We start from the raw sequence: 19,123 nt of genomic DNA, 5'->3' as shown, positions 1-19,123 counted from the left end.
AAACGGTAATACTACACATTACTGACTTTTTAAGCTGTGCTGTCGCCACAAAAAGTACACAGCAGGCACGACCAATAAACTCAATATTAGCGCGCTTGCCATTCCTCCTACCATAGGGGCGGCAATTCTGCTCATGACCTCTGAGCCTGTACCGCTGCCATACATCACGGGCAACAATCCAATAATGACCGTGGCCACCGTCATCATCACAGGGCGTACCCTAAGCCCAGCGCCTTGCATTACACTTTCGCGCAGCGCTTCTATGCTAATACGCTCCCCCTCTTTTTGCGCTCTATCGGTTAGCCCTTGATAGGCCTGATTTAAATACACCAGCATAATAACGCCAATTTCTACAGCGACGCCCGCCAAGGCGATAAAGCCAACCCCAACAGCAACGGATAGATTAAAGTCTGCCAGATATACCAGCCAAACGCCGCCAATCATAGCCAAAGGTAAGGTCCCCAGGATGATAGCCACTTCTGCAAAGCGCTTAAAGTTCAGGTACAAAAGCAAAACAATAATGGCAAGGGTTAACGGAATAACATAATTCAGTTTATCTTTTGCACGCTCGATATACTCATATTGGCCCGCCCAAGTGACGCTGTAGCCTGGTGGTAAATCGAGTTTATCTTTAAGTAACGCCTGTCCGTTTTCTACATAATGGCTGACATCGATATCTTCAATATCAATGAATATCCAACCATTTAGTCGCGCGTTTTCGCTTTTGATCGCCGCCGGACCATCATCAATATAAACACGAGCCACGTCTGCTAAGGTAATGTGCTGGCCACTTGAGGTCACAATCGGTAATAAACTAATTTGCTCAGGCGAGTCACGGTAAGCCTCAGGGTAACGAATATTAATCGGGTAACGCGCTAACCCCTCAACCGACTCTCCTACATTTACCCCGCCGATTGCCATAGAAACCACTTGCCCAATGGCATTAATACTTAAGCCAAATCGGGCAGCGGCTTCTCGGTCGATATCCAACTTAATATAGCGCCCGCCAACCGCACGCTCTGCATACACAGAAGCAGAGCCTTGCATTGGCGATAATATACGCTCAATGTCTTGCCCAAGTTTTTGAATAACCGCTAAATCTTCACCCGCCACTTTGATACCCACAGGGGTTTTAATTCCCGTAGCGAGCATATCAATGCGCGTTTTTATCGGCATCACCCAAGCGTTTGTCACCCCAGGAAAGTTTACCACTTGCTCCAGTGCGTCCCGTATATCGGCTTTGGTCATGCCTGGGCGCCATTCATCTTGAGGTTTAAATTGAATAAAGGTCTCAATCATGGTCAAAGGAGCAGGATCAGTCGCTGTTTCTGCTCTGCCAATCTTGCCGAATACATTTTTCACCTCAGGTACGCTGCGTATGAGCTTATCGGTTTGCTGAAGCACTTCCCGCGCCTTACCTACAGATATGCCCGCATAGGTCGTTGGCATATACATTAAATCCCCCTCATCAAGAGGTGGCATAAACTCACTGCCTATGTCGTTAAGAGGATAAAAACCCACAACAGTAACCATCAATGCGACAAGCACTGTACTTTTTGGGTAACGCAAAACGGTTTTAAGGGCTGGCATATAAAGAGCAATAAGCCCTTTATTGACAGGATTTTTATGTTCACTGATCACCTTACCGCGGATCGCATAGCCCATAAGCACAGGCACCACGCTAATAGCCAAACCAGCTGATGCAGCCATGGCATACGTTTTCGTAAACGCCAGCGGCGAAAACATACGTCCCTCTTGCGCTTCGAGCATAAAAACAGGTAAAAAACTGACCGTGATAATCAACAAACTGAAAAACAATGCAGGCCCTACTTCTGATGCCGACTTTATGACGATCTCCCAGCGGTTATCGTCTGTCAGTTCGGTGTCCTGCATATGCTTATGCATGTTTTCTATCATGACAATAGCACCGTCAGTCATTGCCCCAATGGCGATAGCAATCCCTCCAAGGGACATAATATTAGCGTTAATGCCTTGCCAGTACATGATGATAAATGCCACTAATATGCCTAGCGGCAAACTGACAATTGCCACCAAAGATGAGCGCACATGAAATAGAAATATGGCGCAAACCAAACCAACAATCAGCAGCTCTTCAATTAACTTTGACCACAAATGATCCACCGCGCTGGTAATAAGTTCAGAGCGATCATAAACCGGAACCACTTCTACCCCTTCTGGTAGCCCCTGTTTCAACGCTTCAAGTTTTTGTTTAAAAGCGTCTATGGTTTTTTGCGCGTTATCACCAAAACGCATTACAGCAATACCACCAACCACTTCCCCTTCGCCGTTCAATTCAGCAATACCACGGCGCATCTGCGGCCCTAAATGAATATCTGCAATGTCACGCAGTAACACAGGTACACCATTGTCGTTAAACCCAAGAGGAATACGTGCTAAATCATCGATACTTTGCAAATAGCCATTGGTGGAGACCAAATATTCCGCTTCAGCCATTTCAACCACTGAAGCGCCCACTTCTTGATTGCCTGCTTGAATAGCAGTTTGAATCAAACTAAGTGGAATGTTGTAAGCGCGCAGCTTATTGGGGTCTACCACTACTTGATATTGCTTAACCATGCCACCGATTGCGGCCACCTCAGAGATACCCGGTACAGTTTGTAATTCAAACTTTAAGTACCAATCTTGCAATGAGCGCAGCTCGCTTAAATCATGCTGGCCACTTTCATCTTTCAGGGCGTAGATATACACCCAACCTACTCCTGTAGCATCGGGCCCCAACTGCGGTTTAGCTTGTGAAGGCAAGCTCGGGCTCACCTGAGATAAATATTCTAGCACTCGGGTGCGTGCCCAATAAGGGTCAGTATCATCATCAAATATAACGTAAACGTAGGAATCGCCGAAAAACGAAAAACCACGAACCGTAGTTGCCCCAGGCACTGATAACATTGCACTGGTCAGTGGGTAGGTAACCTGATCTTCCACCACTTGCGGCGTTTGCCCTGGGTAACTGGTTTTAACAATAACCTGTACGTCCGACAGATCCGGAATGGCATCCACAGGCGTTTGTTTAATGCTAAACAAGCCTAGGGCAATAACCATAGCGGTTATTAGCAACACCAGCAGTCTATTCTTAACGGACCAACGAATGATATGCAGGATCATGGTGCGCCCTCATCAATAATGGACAAGGCGACAATTACAAAATCGCCGTCAATAATTTCAAAGGTGAATTCTATTTGGCTGTTTGCATGAAGCTGATGAAGCATGTGCTCATCAATATGCTCAGCAAAGGTAAATACCATAGTAGCAGGTCCTCGGCCCCATTTTTCGATAGGCCCGCGGCTAATATTGGCACTACGTTGTTCAATATTAATCGAGTTTACTGTGCCGCGAACGCGTGCTTGCTCTGGCGTGGTTTTGAGGCTTTGGTTTTGGCTATGTTTTTGTTCTGGGCTTGGGCTTTCCATGTCCATGCTCATACTCATTTCCGCGTGAGCCTGCATACTGTCATTATCTTGGCCGGAGCTGCCAAACCCGTTGTCGTGATCCATTCGCACAAAATCAGATGAAATACTGCTTTGTGAGTCAATTAAAAACTGAGCCGAGGTGACCACTTCATCACCCATTTCAATTCCACTGGTCACTTCAATTGCCTCACGAGACATTTTGCCTAACGTGACCGCAACAGACTTAAAATATCCCTCACCTAAGGCAAGCACCACTCGGTCTTGATTACCGGTACGGATCACAGCTTCTCGGGGAACCGTTAACGTGGCAGCGTCGTGTTTACCCTCGATCGTGATATTTGAGTACATATTGGGTTTAAGTAATCGCTCGGGGTTATCAAAACGTAACCGTACTCGCAGCGCGCGAGTGGTTTTATCCAGCGAAGGGTAAATGTAATCTAGCTTGCCTTGCCACTGCCTATCAGGCAGGTATGCCACATCCATGTTAACGCCAAGCCCTTCCTCTAACAGTGCAGCCTGTTGCTCGAACACCTCAGCCTCAACCCACACCTCATCAAGACTCGCAATCGACAGTAGTGTGTCACCTGGCTTCACGTAAAATCCATGACGAATTTTCAAATGCTCTAGCACTCCAGATTGAGGGGCGTAGAAGGTCACACTTTGCAGGACTTTGCCGTCGCTATCCAATTGCTGCATAGCCTCTTTGGGCATATGCAGAGCTAACAATCTTTGCCGAGCAGCGTCAATAATCACGCGGCTTTGCCCCTTTTTGGCTAGCAAATATTCTTCCTGAGCACTGACCAATTGAGGGGAGTAAATACCGTACATTTTTTGCCCTTTACTAACGGTTTCACCCGCAGTGCTCACGTATAGCGCATCCACCCACCCCTCTACTCGCGGGTGCATGTGTATTATGGTGTCTTCGTTGTATTTGACGTAACCCACTGTCTCAATGGTATTGTTTAAAGTTGCCATTTTTGCTCGCGCTGTGCGCACACCCAAGTTATTCACCACATCCGGGGAGATTTTTACTGCTCCCGCTTGCTCAGATATGCTGTTTTCTGCCCCACTTTGGTTCCCATAAAAAGGGATAAGATCCATCCCCATTGGCGACTTTCCAGGTTTGTCTTTACGAAAATTTGGATCCATCGGAGCAACCCAATACAAGGGCTCCCGTTGCTGGTTACTCGCCTTATTGTCTTTAGCTGTCTGGTTGCTTACTTTTTTATGCTCGTTCATGGCAGGTGATGAAAAAAGCAAAGTGCTTATACCCGCCCCTATCACGCCGCCTACGATTAAAGCGATAACGACTCGCATGTGAATTTTCATGGGCGTGCTCCTGATGCTATTACTGGTGATGCTGCTGATAAAGATGATTTAAGGGAAATAGACCGTTCATGTGCTTGCTGCTTGGCCGGCGATGAGCCGTCTGCAGGTTTTAAATTCGTGTCTTGATGAGGCAGAAAATAGAGTATTTTCGCTTGAATTTTTCGTTGTTCATTACGCAGTTTGAGTAACGCTAGCTTTGCATCAAGTTCAGTAATCGACACCTCTACCGCAGCGTTCAAACTGCCATAGTCGTGGCTTAAATTGGCAGTGCTCACCTCTTTTTGCTCAACAATATTTGGTAAAATAACCTGTTCGTAATGGCGTATACGTTTTGAATATTCCACGTACTGAGCAGATAACACATCAAGCTGAGCCATCATTTGTCGAATAAGTAAGCGATAATCTGTTCTAAGAGCCTCTTTTTGATGATGGGCAGCGGACAAAAGGCTGTCTTGTTTTTGGTCAGAAAACAGGGGTAAATCCACACTCACCCCCAATGACCAAAAATCTGCGCGACTACTATTTAGCGCATCATCTTGTCGATGAGCATAACTCGCGTTAACAGCCCACTTCGGGTCGTATTGGGTTTTGGCCAACTTTACGTCACTGTCACTGGCTGTGATGTTTTGCTTAAGCGCTTGAACACGAGGGTGCTCAACGAGTAACGCTAACATTGCATTACTTCGCCCCAACGGCCTTTGCTTATCACGGGTATTTGACCGTGCAGACATGCTTTGTGTATCAAGGGTAATAAAATCAGGTAAAGAAGGTATTTCTGGCAGCGAGCCCGCGGCATCACTGCCTAACTCACAGTCATCAAACCCAAGTTCATAGTTATTATTTGTTGTATAACCCTGTGAGCGCGTATTTGAAAAAGTGTGAGAGGCATCAATTTGCGCATACTCGTCTGTCGAACTCTCGTTGACTAACCACTGGCATAATTTTGCTTCAATAGTGCGCTTGCTGACGTTTAGTTCTGCAATGCGATCCCCTAACGTTGCCTTATCTAACTGTGCATTTAGCACATCATTTTGGGTAATCTGGCCGCTGCCATTCGCATACACCGAGGCATAGTTTCGCTGGGCAATATCAATCAGTTGCTGCAATACGTGACTTTGCTGGGTAGCCAGTGCAATACTTTGCTTGGCGTAATATAAATCTAACCACAATAAGGTAATGGTCTGGGTAATCTGCTTGCGCCTGTCATCACGCATAAGTGGCTGGGCCGCGGCCAATTGGTTAAAGCGTTGGCGAGTGATGCTGCGACTATCACCACGGGTAAAGGTCTGTTTTATCCCCACTTTAAACTGGGTCATGGGTTCTTGATCTAAGGCAAAACCATCACTGGGCAGGTTCAGTAAACCAAAAGAAAGCTCTGGGTTATCAAGTGTATCTCCCGCCACGCCCCGAGCTTGCAAAGCCCGTTCTTTTTGCTGGCTACCAGATAACCAAGGGTCTTGTTGCTGAGCGCGGGAAATCGCGTCAATAAGCGTCATTCCCCAACTGTGGGGTGCGCTAAATAAAGTGGCTGACAGCAAACAAACTGCCGTTATAAATGTGTTTTTGACCTTCCTCAATACGTTGCAACGTAAAGGGGGCAATAACATAGTCAATTTCATGATGTATCTCGGCAAACATTTTACAGCGCCAACAACCTGAATATCATCAGGACAGTCTGTAAACACTCAGACTTGCAACACTGGCTTCATTTCGAAGAGAAAGCGTGATGAATAAGGTGAATGATCCGCCTCACTTTCTCGATTAAAACAATAATTGGGCAAAATAAACCCAATTAGACTGTGTTAACCGAATATGGGAGGGCGTTTCGCTTTTGATTGGAACGGATCGGGCGTAGAAAATAAAACACTGATGATTTTATCCTCTGAGGGCAAACTCAGTATCACCCCTTGATAGGCGATGACTACTGCCGCACTACAAGCGGCTTCGGGACAATGGCACGACTCAACGCTGTCTTTATCACAGCATTCCATGTTCATTTCACTGTCTTTGTCGTCGTTATCCATCGACGAATGTGAATTCGCTGCATGTAAGTTTGAAACATCGTTCATTTGCATCGCACAGGGCGTGTTCGCTTCATACTGCGCAGATTGCATTTGTACTTGCGCTTTCGTCACATCCCCCATAGGCATATTGGCATGCGACATTGTGCCTGTACTTGTGCGCATCGTTGTATTTTTACTTTGCTGACTCGCCTGCATTTCCATCGCAACACATGCCATTCCATTTACGCCAAAAGACTGCACTGCAAGAAGCAACACAATCAAAAGGTAGGATGTAAATTTATAGCTCATGAAATACACATACTCGTTTAATGCAAAAAAACAATGACAGACTATCAACGACAAACACGGTACTGATGGGCATTAATGCTCCCAGCTAGCCCTTACAGCATTAGTTTATCCTTTCATATGACTCACATGCACGTAAAATTTTGCATTCTTTTTATAATCGAAGTTTTATATTTGAAGTCGATAGGCATGGTATTAGTTATTATCGGCTCTCGTAATAGCAACAGACGGTGCCGGTAAAATCTTGCGTGCTAATGCCACCCAAAAAGGGCTTGCGAATAAACTCAATGCAATCACCGCAACCGTTACATGATAGCCATAACTACTAATCAGTTTTGATTCACGGCCGAGGGTTGCCAGAATAAAGCTAAATTCCCCTACCTGCGCCAACATCGCGGCTGCATAAAAGCTCTTTGCCCAACTGATTTTTAGCAAGCGCAGTGTTACAGTGGCAATTAAGGTATTACCCACCAATACTAAAAACAGTAGTGATGCCAATAACGTACTGTTTTGCACAATGAACTGCACGTTTAACAACATACCAATAGACATAAAAAACAGCGCAATAAACACCACATGAAAAGCCTCTAAACTGCTTCTGATCCAAAGTGAATCTTTCATCTTCGCCACTAGCATGCCGCCAACAAACGCCCCTAAAGCCGTCGAAAGGTGCATCAAGCCAGATATTAACGCCAAGCCAAAACAACACAGCAGCGCCCCAAAAACCTGTAACTCATGGTTCACTTTAAGTTTATTCAACCAGCGAAATTCAATATATTCTTGATTCAGCAACCAGCGTACTAATAACAACACCCCAATGCCTGCGCCTACTTGCATAGCAATCACGTCCGATTGCACACCTGTTTCATCCATTATGCCAATCACTATCACCATAGGGATCACGGCTAAATCTTGCACCAGCAATATACCTAGAACATGCTGGCCTTGTTCACTGTGTAGCTCGTTATTGTCTTGCATTAATTTGAGCACCACAGCTGTGCTACTTAAGCTCAGCACAAACCCGAGCAACACGATTCGCTGAAGTGACCAATCAAGCAGGCTACCAACAAGGTAAACACACGCCACACACAATATTATCTGTAACACAGTACTGGTAATAGACACCCGCCAACTGCGGCGCAATTTGTCTGGGCTTACCTCCATTCCAATAAAAAACAACAGCAATATCACGCCTAAGGAGCCCATGGTCTCAATCACATCAATGTCATTGATTAAACCTAAACACTGAGGGCCAACAATCAGCCCCGCTAGAATATAGGCGAGAACAAGAGGTAGTTTGAACTGCCTAAACAATAAACAGAGCAGCAAACCAATCAGGGTTGTGCCCACCACGGCGGGTAAAATAGGGTCAAAATGCATAGGCGTTAATGTACAGTTTTATTATTTTGTAGATACAAAGACCATGCTCAGTTAAAAGGTTCCTAATTGAAAAGCTTTGTCACACTTTAGGCCAAACACTAAAAACGAGGCACATTCGGGGCATCATCATGACATTTGAGGACGTCAGCGAGGCGTTACATAAACGCATCTCACAGCAGTAAGTATGTAATGGAAAACGACTATGAAAAATATGCATTCCTTCAAGTAAGTGATACAGCCAAATAGCATTTATCACGGGGGCTCAAATCTAAGTCTCTCAGCGAAACGCCATATGCTACGGTAAATCAACAGGTATGTGCAATACGGTACTTTCCTTGCTTTAACCGTAGTCTGACATACCTAAATTGATTTTAACCACGTAGTGACTCGTACACGATAGTGCAGTAACTAGAGCAATAACTAGTCCAGTAATTACTATTACTCATCATTAAGGCGTGTTGACATTCGCTGTGCAATTTTCAGCACTCAGCACACCTTAGTAAACAGGAGGCAACATGGCCGGAGGTTGGGCGAAAGACGGTGCGGTTCAAGACCAAATTGACGCAAGCGTTGATGAAGCCGTGGCGCGAGCAAAAAGCCAAATGCTTAAAGGTAAGAGTGCTGAATTTTGTGAAGAGTGCGACGAACCTATTCCTGAGCCGCGGCGCATCGCATTGCCAGGTGTTCAATTGTGTATCAATTGTCAAACAGAAATAGAAAAACATGCGAGTGTTACATCATCTTTCAATCGCCGAGGTAGTAAAGACAGTCAATTAAGATAAGGCTTTCACCACACAGGCATGGCACGAGGATGAGGTTGAGCCTGTAACAGAGACTCTGTAATTCCGATCTTTTTTTATGTTGTTAGCTTTTCAGCTAGCCGCCGCTCGTGATATGTATCTAACGTACACAGCATATGGTACTTCTCAAACCACACAGCGCGCGCCAAGTGCCGGTGTCGGCCCTAGTGTGCTGCTTTGATATGATGCTTTAGATTGCCGCCTTGGTGTGCGGGCATGTGTCACCCAACAAACCTATTGCCCTAGCCAATAGGTGTATTGGCCTAGCCAATAGGTGTATTGCACCTAGCGCTTAAGCGTCTTACCCTGATAATAAAATAATAATGATCATAAATTATATAGGTCAAGACCATGACAACATCTAAATCCCTACCTGAATCGTCTAGTATTGAAGAAGCCAACGCCCAAGAGCCCCAAGCTCAAACCCCGGCAGCTGAAAGCACGCAAACAAACTTATCTGATGACTCCGCATTTCCACACTTATTACGCCCTCTGGATTTGGGCTTTACCACATTAAAAAACCGTACTCTCATGGGCTCAATGCATTTAGGGCTAGAAGAAGAAAAAGGCGGTTTTAATAAACTCGCCGCATTTTATGCAGAGCGTGCCAGAGGCGGTGTTGGTTTAATCGTAACGGGGGGCATCAGCCCAAACATTGCTGGTTGGGTCGCACCGTTTGCTGGGCGCATGAGCAGTTCTCGCCACGCCAAGAAGCATCGCGTCATCACAGATGCAGTACACAAAGAAGGAGGTAAAATATGCATGCAGATTTTGCACTCTGGGCGTTACGGCTATCACCCGTTTAACGTGTCTGCGTCAGCCTCTAAAGCCCCCATAGCGCCATTTAAACCAAAAGCGTTATCTTCCCGGGGCGTTCAACGCACCATTGCTGATTACGTCGCCTGTGCCAGCTATGCTCAAGAAGCGGGTTACGACGGCGTTGAAATTATGGGCTCTGAAGGGTATCTGATAAACCAGTTCTTTTGTGAGCGAACCAACCACAGGGACGACGAATGGGGCGGCAGCCTTGAAAACCGTGCCCGACTAGCGGTTGAAATTGTCAACCAAACTCGGCAAAAAGTCGGTCGCGATTTCATCTTAATTTACCGTTTATCTATGCTCGACTTGGTTGAGGGCGGCGCCTCTTGGGACGAAGTAGTCTATCTGGCCAAAGCTATTGAACAAGCCGGTGCGACTCTTATTAATACCGGCATTGGCTGGCACGAAGCACGTGTTCCTACCATAGTCACATCTGTGCCCAGAGCAGCCTTTACCTGGATAACGCAAAAAATGAAAGCGGAAGTGGCGCTACCTCTCATTACCACAAACCGCATTAATACCCCTGAAGTAGCCGAGTCAGTATTGGCCCAAGGTCACGCAGACATGGTGTCGATGGCACGCCCCTTTTTGGCTGACTCGCAATTTGTCGCCAAAGCCATGCGTAACGAATCACAGCTAATCAATACCTGCATTGCCTGCAATCAAGCCTGCCTTGATCATGCCTTCGCCCAAAAGCGTGCGAGTTGCCTTGTAAACCCACAAGCTTGCTATGAAACTGAGTTAATTTTTAAAACGGTGGCTGAACCGAAAAAAGTTGCCGTAGTCGGCGCGGGCCCTGCAGGCTTAGCCTTTGCTACCTATGCCGCAGAGCGAGGGCATCAGGTACATTTATTTGAGCAAGCCAATGAAATTGGCGGGCAGTTTAACTACGCAAAACAGATCCCAGGTAAGGAGGAATTCTACGAAACTCTGCGTTACTACGCCCGTATGATAGAGAAAACCGGCGTAAACCTGCACCTGAACATAAAGTACAGTGCCAATGCCTTACGAGAATATAAATTCGATGAAATTGTCATGGCGACGGGTATTGAACCCCGACAATTATCCATCCCAGGTAGCAGTCACCCTAAAGTGCTCAGTTATATAGATGTACTTAGGGATCACAAGGCTGTCGGCAATAAAGTCGCCGTCATTGGTGCCGGTGGTATCGGTTTTGATGTAGCGGAATATTTAGTGGAGCAGGAGCATCTCGCAACCCATATTGATAAGTGGTTGGCAAACTGGGGGATTGATAAAAGCGTTTCCCAAGCTGGCGGTCTCACCAAGCCACATATTGCCCATAGTGGTCGCGAGGTGTATTTATTACAACGCAAATCAAGCAAAGTTGGTGGGGGTTTAGGTAAAACATCAGGTTGGGTGCACAGAGCGTCTCTTGCCCAGCACAATGTGCAGATGATCAATTCAGTAGAATACGTAAAAGTAGATGACAATGGGCTACACATTAACATTAATGGCGAGCCTAAAACGCTTGACGTCGATAATGTCATCGTTTGTGCAGGGCAAGAGCCCCTGCGCGAATTACACGCCAGTTTACTTGCCCTTAAAGTGCCTGTGCATATTATTGGTGGTGCTGATGTAGCAGCAGAGCTTGATGCCAAGCGTGCTATTCGCCAAGGTGCTGAACTAGCGGCGTCTATTTAGCGCGTTAACTTGCTTAGCGCTTTGGTTTGCCGACACGTATAGCGGCACATCACCCGGCACCTAACCCGGCACATTAAAAAACCGCTAAAGACTAGGCCTTTAGCGGTTTTTTAATGTGCTTGTAATTGCTTTAACAGGCTTTAATTAATAATCACACTGACGGTGATTGATATGCTCTGCCCTGTCTTCAAAATGCGTATTGAGCAATTCACCTAATGCGATGCGCGCCGCATTAGCTTGCGCTACTTCTTCTGGGGTAACCGTTTTAGAAATACGCGTGTAGTGGTATCCGTAAAAGTTAACTCCTGCAGATTTGAGCGCATCAGCCATGTTGTCGATATTGTGTTGTTTGTCATCTACAAAAACCACTGAGCTATATTCGCGGCCGGTACGCTCAAGTAGATCAAGTAACAACACGCCCTTGTCCATGCCCTGAACCATAAATACACCGTCTACATAGCTTACCGTTGCGGTGCGGCCATTTAGGGTGACATCATAATGCAGGCCCACATCAGGAGACGTTAACGACTTATCAGTAAAATCTAAATCGTTGCGCGCTAACTCACGCATTGTGGCGGCGCGGTATGCACCAGAACGAGCGGTTAAAATCACCACGTCATTGTTCACGCTGTGCACCAAATTAGCCATGTTCGGCTGAGAGGGTTTATTGGTCGCAATCTCAAACACCATCCCTAGGGTGTCAAACAAGCAATTTACTTTTTCAGCGTCGCTGGTCGCGATCACCGCCCCACTTTCATTTAGCGCACGACCACGCTGCCAGTCGTACCATTTGTCGCTACCGAAAAATTCAGTTGCCGTTAACAAGGTATCGTCAATATCGAATACCACCAGCGTAGTTTGAGCGTCTAAGGTATTCGCGTGAACAACGGCATCATGTAAATCAGTCGTTGAGTACACCACATTGACAATATCGCTACTGAATTCATTTTGCCCAGCAGAAGCATGGAGCGGTTCATGGATAGCGTTATGCGTAGTATCATGAAGAGTGTCATTTTGACCTGTCGCGCAACCAGTCAAAAACACGGTGGAGCTTAAGCCTAACATGGCAGCGCAGACCAAAGATTTACGCGTAATGCGGATCACATTGGCCTGATGTAAATAGAGGGTTTTGAGCATTATTATTTATCGTTTTATGCAAAATTAGGCTCAAATCATACAACATTTACTCTTTAGCGTGTAGCCAGAATTCTCAGCGTACACAGTTAAATTAACCTAACAAATTGTTCTTTAACAGCATATGTAGCTGTTCCGCACGCTACAATCGATTAGATTCACGTGTTAAAAAATGTTTAAAAAGTTCAATTTTAATTTGTAAATGATAATTATTACCATTAGTATCTGCGCACTTTCTCGCAACGCTAAATGGATATTCTATGCGCTACACTTCTTTATCTCTTCTCAGTTTTTTGGTCAGCACAACGCTTCAGGCACAAAGTGATAAACCAAGCGATGGCCAAGATCTAGAACGTATGATCGTTACCGGAAGCCGCATTGTAGAGAGCATTGACGAAGTCCCTGCTTCAATTGTGATCATCACCCAACAACAGATTCAAGATCAGTTAAAAGTGACCAGTGAATTACAGTCGCTGCTTTCAACCCTTGTGCCTGGATTGGCACCTTCTACCGGCACGTCTAGTAATTCGGGTCAAACATTACGTGGTCGCGCCCCCTTGATCATGATTGACGGCGTTCCCCAATCAACACCACTGAGAAACGGGTCTCTCGGGGTACGTAGTTTAGATGCCAGTACCATTGAACGAATCGAAGTCATAAAAGGAGCAACCTCCGTATATGGCAACGGCGCGGCAGGAGGGATCATTAATTACATCACTAAAAAAGCGGACAGTAACTCACCAATGGCCGGTCATGTAACCGTTTCATCTCGTTTTAGCGGTGTAAAATTTGACGATACATTAGGCGGAAGGTTAGATGCAGGCATTAATGGGAAGTTAGATAAATTTAGCTACGTACTTAACGCAAGCTATGAAGAAAATGGCGTTCAACGCGATGCACAAGGTGATATTCTTGGTCTGACCTACGGGTTAACAGATACTGACACTGAGAATTACTTTAGCAAATTTGCTTATCAGTTTGATGACGAAAAAGCACTACAACTCACCTACAACTATTTTAAGTCAAAACAGGATACCGACTTAATTAATATCATGGGCAATATCAATTCAGGCGATAAAACCTATGCCATTGAATCTCTCGACGGCACGTCGATTATCGGTGAGCCCCAGGGGCCAGAAAACCACAATGTCATGCTTAAGTATTCAGATGACGAGATATTCACTCAAACCCAATTAGTGATTGATGCCTATACCCAGCGCATTGAAAACGTCTTTTTCTTTTCCACGAATTTAGCCAACCCAGAGCAAGGGTTTGATGGCGGACAATCCATTATCGAGTCTGAGAAAAAAGGTTTGCGTGCCACCTTCAATAGTCAGTTTACTTTGCACGACATCGACACGACCCTGATTTATGGTATCGATGCGTTAAACGATGTCACGTCGCAGCCACTGGTCGATGGGCGCGTATGGGTGCCTAAAATGGACATGGATAACATTGCCGCATTCATCCAAGGAAAATGGGTTTTACACGATAACATCATTATAAAAGCTGGGGTTCGACACGAAAACATCGATTTAGCAGTGGATGATTTTAGCACGCTTCGTTTGTGCCGCACTGCCGACCAATGTTCAGTCGCTTTTGATGTAGTTGGTGATACCTTAAATTACAAAGCAACCACTTACAATGCAGCCATTCGCTATAACCTAAGTGACCTGTTTAGGCCTTTCATTAGTTACTCACAAGGCGCTGACATTTCTGATACTGGACGTCTGTTGCGCACAGCAACGGTTACTGATATTGCCCTTATACGTACCGAAGCATCTATTATTGATAACTATGAAATCGGTTTTACCTCTGAGCTAGATTCCCTACGTGTCGAGTTCTCAGCCTATCGCAGTACCTCAGAACTGGGAACGACAAACTCGTTTGATGTTGAGACTGGCGTGTATTTACCTGTTCGCGCCCCTCAAGAGATATATGGTTACGAAGCATTAGCCACTTACCAAGTGACGCAAAATCTTGACCTTTCAGCGACCTATTCATGGGTAGAGGGTAAAAATACAGAATTAGATGTGTATTTAGGCGGTAAAGATATTGGTGCGCCAAAAGGAACCATTAATGTGAATTGGCAACCGACTCCTGATGCTCGCCTCGCACTAAATTACCTATACGTTGGTTCACGAAAGCGCTTTGCACAAATTGAAGGCGAATATGTCGGTGACCAAGGGCCGGTTGATAGCTACCATTTAGTCAATATTAATGGTAGTTATGATGTCAATCATCAGTGGCAAGTCTTTATGGGGATCGAAAACCTACTCAACAATGATTACTACCCTGCTCGCTCGCAAGTTTACACCTACGATGGCTATAATCATAAAGGTTTGGGCATGACGGTAAATTTAGGTGCCTCGTACCAGTTTTAATTCAGCCGAATGTTATTTTGTTGTGGCTTCAGTAACTATTATACAAAGCGTGAATAATTTTCTGCTCATGTTCACGCTAACCCCACGTTATTCACCTCACCTTGTCGACATGGCGATGCGCAAAATTCAATGCACATGGCGCATCGTCTGGCGTACAAGTTACTCGCTTCGGTTTATTGTTCGCTTGGCATAAGCCGTGCTTTATCAAGGACAAGTTTATTTTTGTTTACTCATTAGTGAGATACGTAAATGAGATGCGGGACACTTACCCGCATTGAACCGTATCGCTACTAAAATAAGGAGAATAATATGTCACATGATATTCGTGAAATAATGTGGAAAGCGCTGGCAGATAGCCCCATCGTTATGCTCGGTTTAACCGACTCAAATGAGCACCGTGAGCCTATGCACGCTCAACTGGATAAAGACGCTAACAGTGCGTTTTGGTTTTACACCACTAAAACTAATCGTAACGCTGCAGGCGGCAAGGCCATGGCGCAATTTGCCAGTAAAGATCACAAAGTATTTGCCTGTATAGCGGGCACATTAGTAGAAGAAACCAATCCTGATATCATCGATAAATATTGGTCTAAGCATGTTTCTGCTTGGTATAAGGATGGCCGCAAAGACGCCACCCTTAAAATGCTAAGATTTGACCTAGACGAAGCAGAAATCTGGGAAGCAGATGCCGATTTCTCCGCCAAGGTCAGTGTCACATTTGGTGGTAAGGTCAAACCTGAAGAAATGGGCGAACACGACAAGGTTAAATTATAAGCGTTTTTTGATTAACGTCCAAGAGCTAGCCGGCAATTCATCGCTGGCTAGCTATCGTCCGCTGGCCTAGCTATTCGGCAAACACACTTGTTTAACGCGAGTAGCTAAGTCGCCATTTGTACATATTAGACAAAAGTATAATATTTTTTTGTTTTTGGTGATCTTTATACATCAGTGACACGTTTTACCCTATGCGTTAAAGCTCAATAGTGAGCTTACGTCGATAGGGCCCTAACCATGAAAATCAACCACAGCCAACGCCTGCATTTCTTAATGGTCGACAGTGATGAAGATGACACCATTTTAATGCAAGAGGCATTCGCTGAATCTACCAGCCTAAACCACCTGAACTGCGTTAAAGATGAAGTCCAACTTATCGACTACTTAGACGGAAGCGGCGTATATCAAGACCGACAACATTACCCTTTACCAAATATCATATTGCTTGAACTAAGGGCCCCCACGAATAAGACGTTTGAAGCGCTTACTATACTGAAAAAATCGAGCGAATTTAGGCGCGTTCCGGTGGTTATCTTTGCTAACTCGCTAGACGATACCCTAGTTGCCAATGCATATGATCTTGGCGCTGCTTCCTATATTGTGAAACCCAATACGTTTGATGCATTGTTGAATATCGTAAAGGGATGTCACGAATATTGGTCAATGTGTGCAAGACCTGTGTTGTCTCTTAAACCAAAAGAGATACCTGCATTAAAAGAGCGTGTTATTTTAAGCACACAACCAACAGAAATACGCCCTCATTAAGCGGCTGAATCACTAGCAAACAACCTGTTATACAGGGTGTTACTAAAATAGGTTGATGAGTTTAACTCATCAACCTGCGCAGATTTATTTTTTCAAATTTAAACCTTTCGACAATTCCCCTCGACTTACTCCCTGATAACGCCATCTAATTCGGGGATAAAAATGGACACGCCACACACTGGGCGTATTGGTATATCGGATACCAGCGCCCAAGATATAACAATCACTAAAAAAAAATCAGCAAAACGCTACTGGCTTGCCACTTGTGGCGTGATCTGCACACTACTTTTGTATTGGGTGGTAGAGCCGGCTTTTAGCAGTTGGCGATCATCTGATACCAGCATATCGGCCAAACGTATCCACTTAGCCAAAGTCGTACGTGGAGATCTAATAAGAGATTTATCAGTGCAAGGTCAAGTGGTCGCAGCAATCAGCCCGCGTCTTTACAGCCCTGCACAAGGAACGATTAATCTTTTAGTCGATGCCGGTGACACCGTTCAAAAAGGCCAAGTGCTTGCCAGTGTAGATAGCCCAGAGCTGACCAATGAATTACAACAAGAGGAATCAAGCTTACAGAAACTCAAAATGGAGCTTGACCGCCAACGTATTCAATCGAAAAAGCAAGCTTTAGAAAATCAAAAAGCGGTCGATCTGGCCAAAGTGGCACTTACTGCTGCTGAACGGGAAAAGCGTAGAGCCGACAAAGCATTCAGTACCCAATCCATCAGTCAAATTGACTTTGAAAAAGCCCAAGACGAGTTAGAAAATGCCAAGCTGGTATACAAACATGCACAGCAGGATGCCGACCTAAGCAAAGAGAGTCTCGCGTTTGAAGTACAGTCCAAACAGTTATTGGTTAAACGCCAAGCCTTAATGGTCAGTGACTTGTCACGCAAAGTCGCAAGACTGGATATTCGCTCCCCTGTCAGCGGTATTGTAGGTAACTTAGCGGCTGAACAAAGAAACCAAGTGGCAAAAAACCAAGCGATTCTAAGCGTGGTTGACTTGTCAGAGTTTGAACTTGAAGTGGATATTCCCGAAAGCTACGCAGATGATCTCGCTATCAACATGCCGGCGCTCGTCACCGTTAACGGTAGCGACCATCTCGCCAAATTAGTCAGTATTTCACCTGAAATCGAGAACAACCAAGTAACTGGGCGTGTTCGCTTTTCCAAAAAAGATGAAAACGGTAGCGCGTTGCAGCCTCCTCGTGGTCTGCGCCAAAACCAACGATTAACCACACGTATATTAATGGAAAACCGGCCTGACGTGCTAATGCTCTCAAGAGGACAATTTCTAGAAAGCGGTTCAGGACGAGTGGCTTATGTCGTTGAAGGCAATATCGCCAGAAGAACGAATATCGTCACTGGCGCGCGCAGTTTATCAAACGTTGAAGTCTTGTCTGGCTTGAGTGCAAATCAGCAGGTCATTATTTCAAGCACAGATCAATTCAATGATGCCCAAACCGTATTGATAACCCAATAAAGCCAATAACCCTAATTTAAAAGCTCAGGCAACTTAGAAACGCTGCCCGCAAACAACGATAAGAAACGCATCAGCACAAGGAATTATCAGCATGTTAACGATGAAAGACATTAAAAAGATTTACCGTACGGATTCAATCGAAACCCACGCACTACGAGATTTCAACTTACACGTAAACGAAGGCGATTTTGTCGCGGTCACCGGGCCTTCAGGCTCAGGTAAAACGACCTTTTTAAACATCGCGGGCTTACTTGAAACCTTCGAAGAAGGCAGGTTTGAATTAGATGGAGTCGACATTAGCCATCAAAACGACGCGGCACGTAGCCGCTTACGTAACCAAAAAATTGGCTTTGTATTTCAGAGTTTTAATCTGATACCGGACCTTAACTTATTTGACAACGTCGACGTGCCGCTTCGCTATCGTGGGTTTTCCCGTCAAGAGCGTAAAAAGCGTATTGAACACAACTTAGAAATGGTCGGTCTTGGAAATCGAATGAAGCACTTACCAGCACAACTATCAGGGGGTCAGCAACAACGCGTTGCCATCGCTCGGGCGCTCGCTGGGGAACCGCGTTTTTTGCTAGCCGACGAACCCACGGGTAACCTCGATAGCAGCATGGCCCAAAGCGTTATGGCTCTGCTCAAGGACATCAACGCCAATGGCACCACCATTATCATGGTAACCCATGACGCAGGTTTGGCCACACAAGCCAATCGGAATATTCATGTGAGCGACGGTAAAGTAAGTGAGAAGGCTATGAGCTTAAGCCCTGAAGCGGCACAGTTTAAACCCTCGCAGCACAAGCGTGTTGTTGGTTTAAGCGAGTAAGGAG

Annotated in this window: 13 protein-coding genes; 7 read left to right on the top strand and 6 right to left on the bottom strand. The window is 45.4% G+C overall.

The features are described from left to right. Positions 1-18: 18 nt before the first annotated feature. The 5 genes from GCHA_RS10530 to GCHA_RS10510 form a co-directional block, all read right to left on the bottom strand. Positions 19-3,144, bottom strand: coding sequence for an efflux RND transporter permease subunit (locus GCHA_RS10530; protein WP_007987949.1), 3,126 nt, complete (start codon positions 3,142-3,144; stop codon positions 19-21). After that, entirely contained in the window at positions 3,141-4,778 is a 1,638-nt protein-coding gene (locus GCHA_RS10525) for an efflux RND transporter periplasmic adaptor subunit (protein ID WP_007987947.1), read from the bottom strand. The genes GCHA_RS10530 and GCHA_RS10525 overlap by 4 nt, the downstream gene beginning before the upstream one ends. Next, positions 4,775-6,274 carry a TolC family protein gene (locus tag GCHA_RS10520; RefSeq protein WP_007987945.1) on the bottom strand — a complete coding sequence of 500 codons (1,500 nt, stop codon included), beginning with the start codon at positions 6,272-6,274 and terminating at the stop codon, positions 4,775-4,777. The genes GCHA_RS10525 and GCHA_RS10520 overlap by 4 nt, the downstream gene beginning before the upstream one ends. 306 nt (positions 6,275-6,580) lie before the next feature. After that, entirely contained in the window at positions 6,581-7,090 is a 510-nt protein-coding gene (locus tag GCHA_RS10515) for a hypothetical protein (RefSeq protein WP_039992329.1), read from the bottom strand. 192 nt (positions 7,091-7,282) lie between these two features. Then, positions 7,283-8,467, bottom strand: a complete 1,185-nt coding sequence (locus GCHA_RS10510) for a cation:proton antiporter (protein ID WP_007987939.1) — start codon at positions 8,465-8,467, stop codon at positions 7,283-7,285. 515 nt (positions 8,468-8,982) lie between these two features. Here GCHA_RS10510 and GCHA_RS10505 point away from each other — a divergent pair. Beyond that, positions 8,983-9,249, top strand: a complete 267-nt coding sequence (locus GCHA_RS10505) for a DksA/TraR family C4-type zinc finger protein (RefSeq protein ID WP_007987937.1) — start codon at positions 8,983-8,985, stop codon at positions 9,247-9,249. Positions 9,250-9,618: 369 nt separating this feature from the next. Next, positions 9,619-11,748 (top strand): NADPH-dependent 2,4-dienoyl-CoA reductase, encoded by a 2,130-nt coding sequence (locus GCHA_RS10500; protein WP_007987934.1) that lies wholly within the window; start codon positions 9,619-9,621, stop codon positions 11,746-11,748. A 144-nt stretch (positions 11,749-11,892) separates the two neighbouring features. On the opposite strand, the gene GCHA_RS10495 is transcribed toward GCHA_RS10500, so the two are convergent. Further along, a complete protein-coding gene (locus GCHA_RS10495) occupies positions 11,893-12,885 on the bottom strand; it encodes a DUF2608 domain-containing protein (protein WP_007987933.1) in 993 nt (330 codons plus the stop codon). A gap of 257 nt (positions 12,886-13,142) precedes the next feature. Between GCHA_RS10495 and GCHA_RS10490 the strand changes: the two genes are divergently transcribed. From GCHA_RS10490 to GCHA_RS10470, 5 genes are all read left to right on the top strand, one after another. Further along, positions 13,143-15,266, top strand: a complete 2,124-nt coding sequence (locus GCHA_RS10490) for a TonB-dependent receptor (protein WP_007987932.1) — start codon at positions 13,143-13,145, stop codon at positions 15,264-15,266. Positions 15,267-15,575: 309 nt separating this feature from the next. Then, positions 15,576-16,040, top strand: coding sequence for a pyridoxamine 5'-phosphate oxidase family protein (locus tag GCHA_RS10485; RefSeq protein WP_007987931.1), 465 nt, complete (start codon positions 15,576-15,578; stop codon positions 16,038-16,040). A 237-nt stretch (positions 16,041-16,277) separates the two neighbouring features. Then, on the top strand, positions 16,278-16,805 hold the full coding sequence (locus GCHA_RS10480; RefSeq protein WP_007987930.1) for a response regulator: 528 nt from the start codon (positions 16,278-16,280) through the stop codon (positions 16,803-16,805). A gap of 162 nt (positions 16,806-16,967) precedes the next feature. Then, positions 16,968-18,290 (top strand): efflux RND transporter periplasmic adaptor subunit, encoded by a 1,323-nt coding sequence (locus GCHA_RS10475; RefSeq protein WP_007987929.1) that lies wholly within the window; start codon positions 16,968-16,970, stop codon positions 18,288-18,290. Between the two features lie 91 nt (positions 18,291-18,381). Beyond that, positions 18,382-19,119, top strand: coding sequence for an ABC transporter ATP-binding protein (locus GCHA_RS10470; RefSeq protein ID WP_007987928.1), 738 nt, complete (start codon positions 18,382-18,384; stop codon positions 19,117-19,119). The last annotated feature ends 4 nt before the right edge of the window (positions 19,120-19,123 follow it).

It is taken from the genome of Paraglaciecola chathamensis S18K6 (genome assembly GCA_000314955.1).
GTDB lineage: Bacteria > Pseudomonadota > Gammaproteobacteria > Enterobacterales > Alteromonadaceae > Paraglaciecola > Paraglaciecola chathamensis.
The sequence above is the reverse complement of the archived record's forward strand: the minus strand, read 5'-3'. Positions and strand labels throughout refer to the sequence as shown.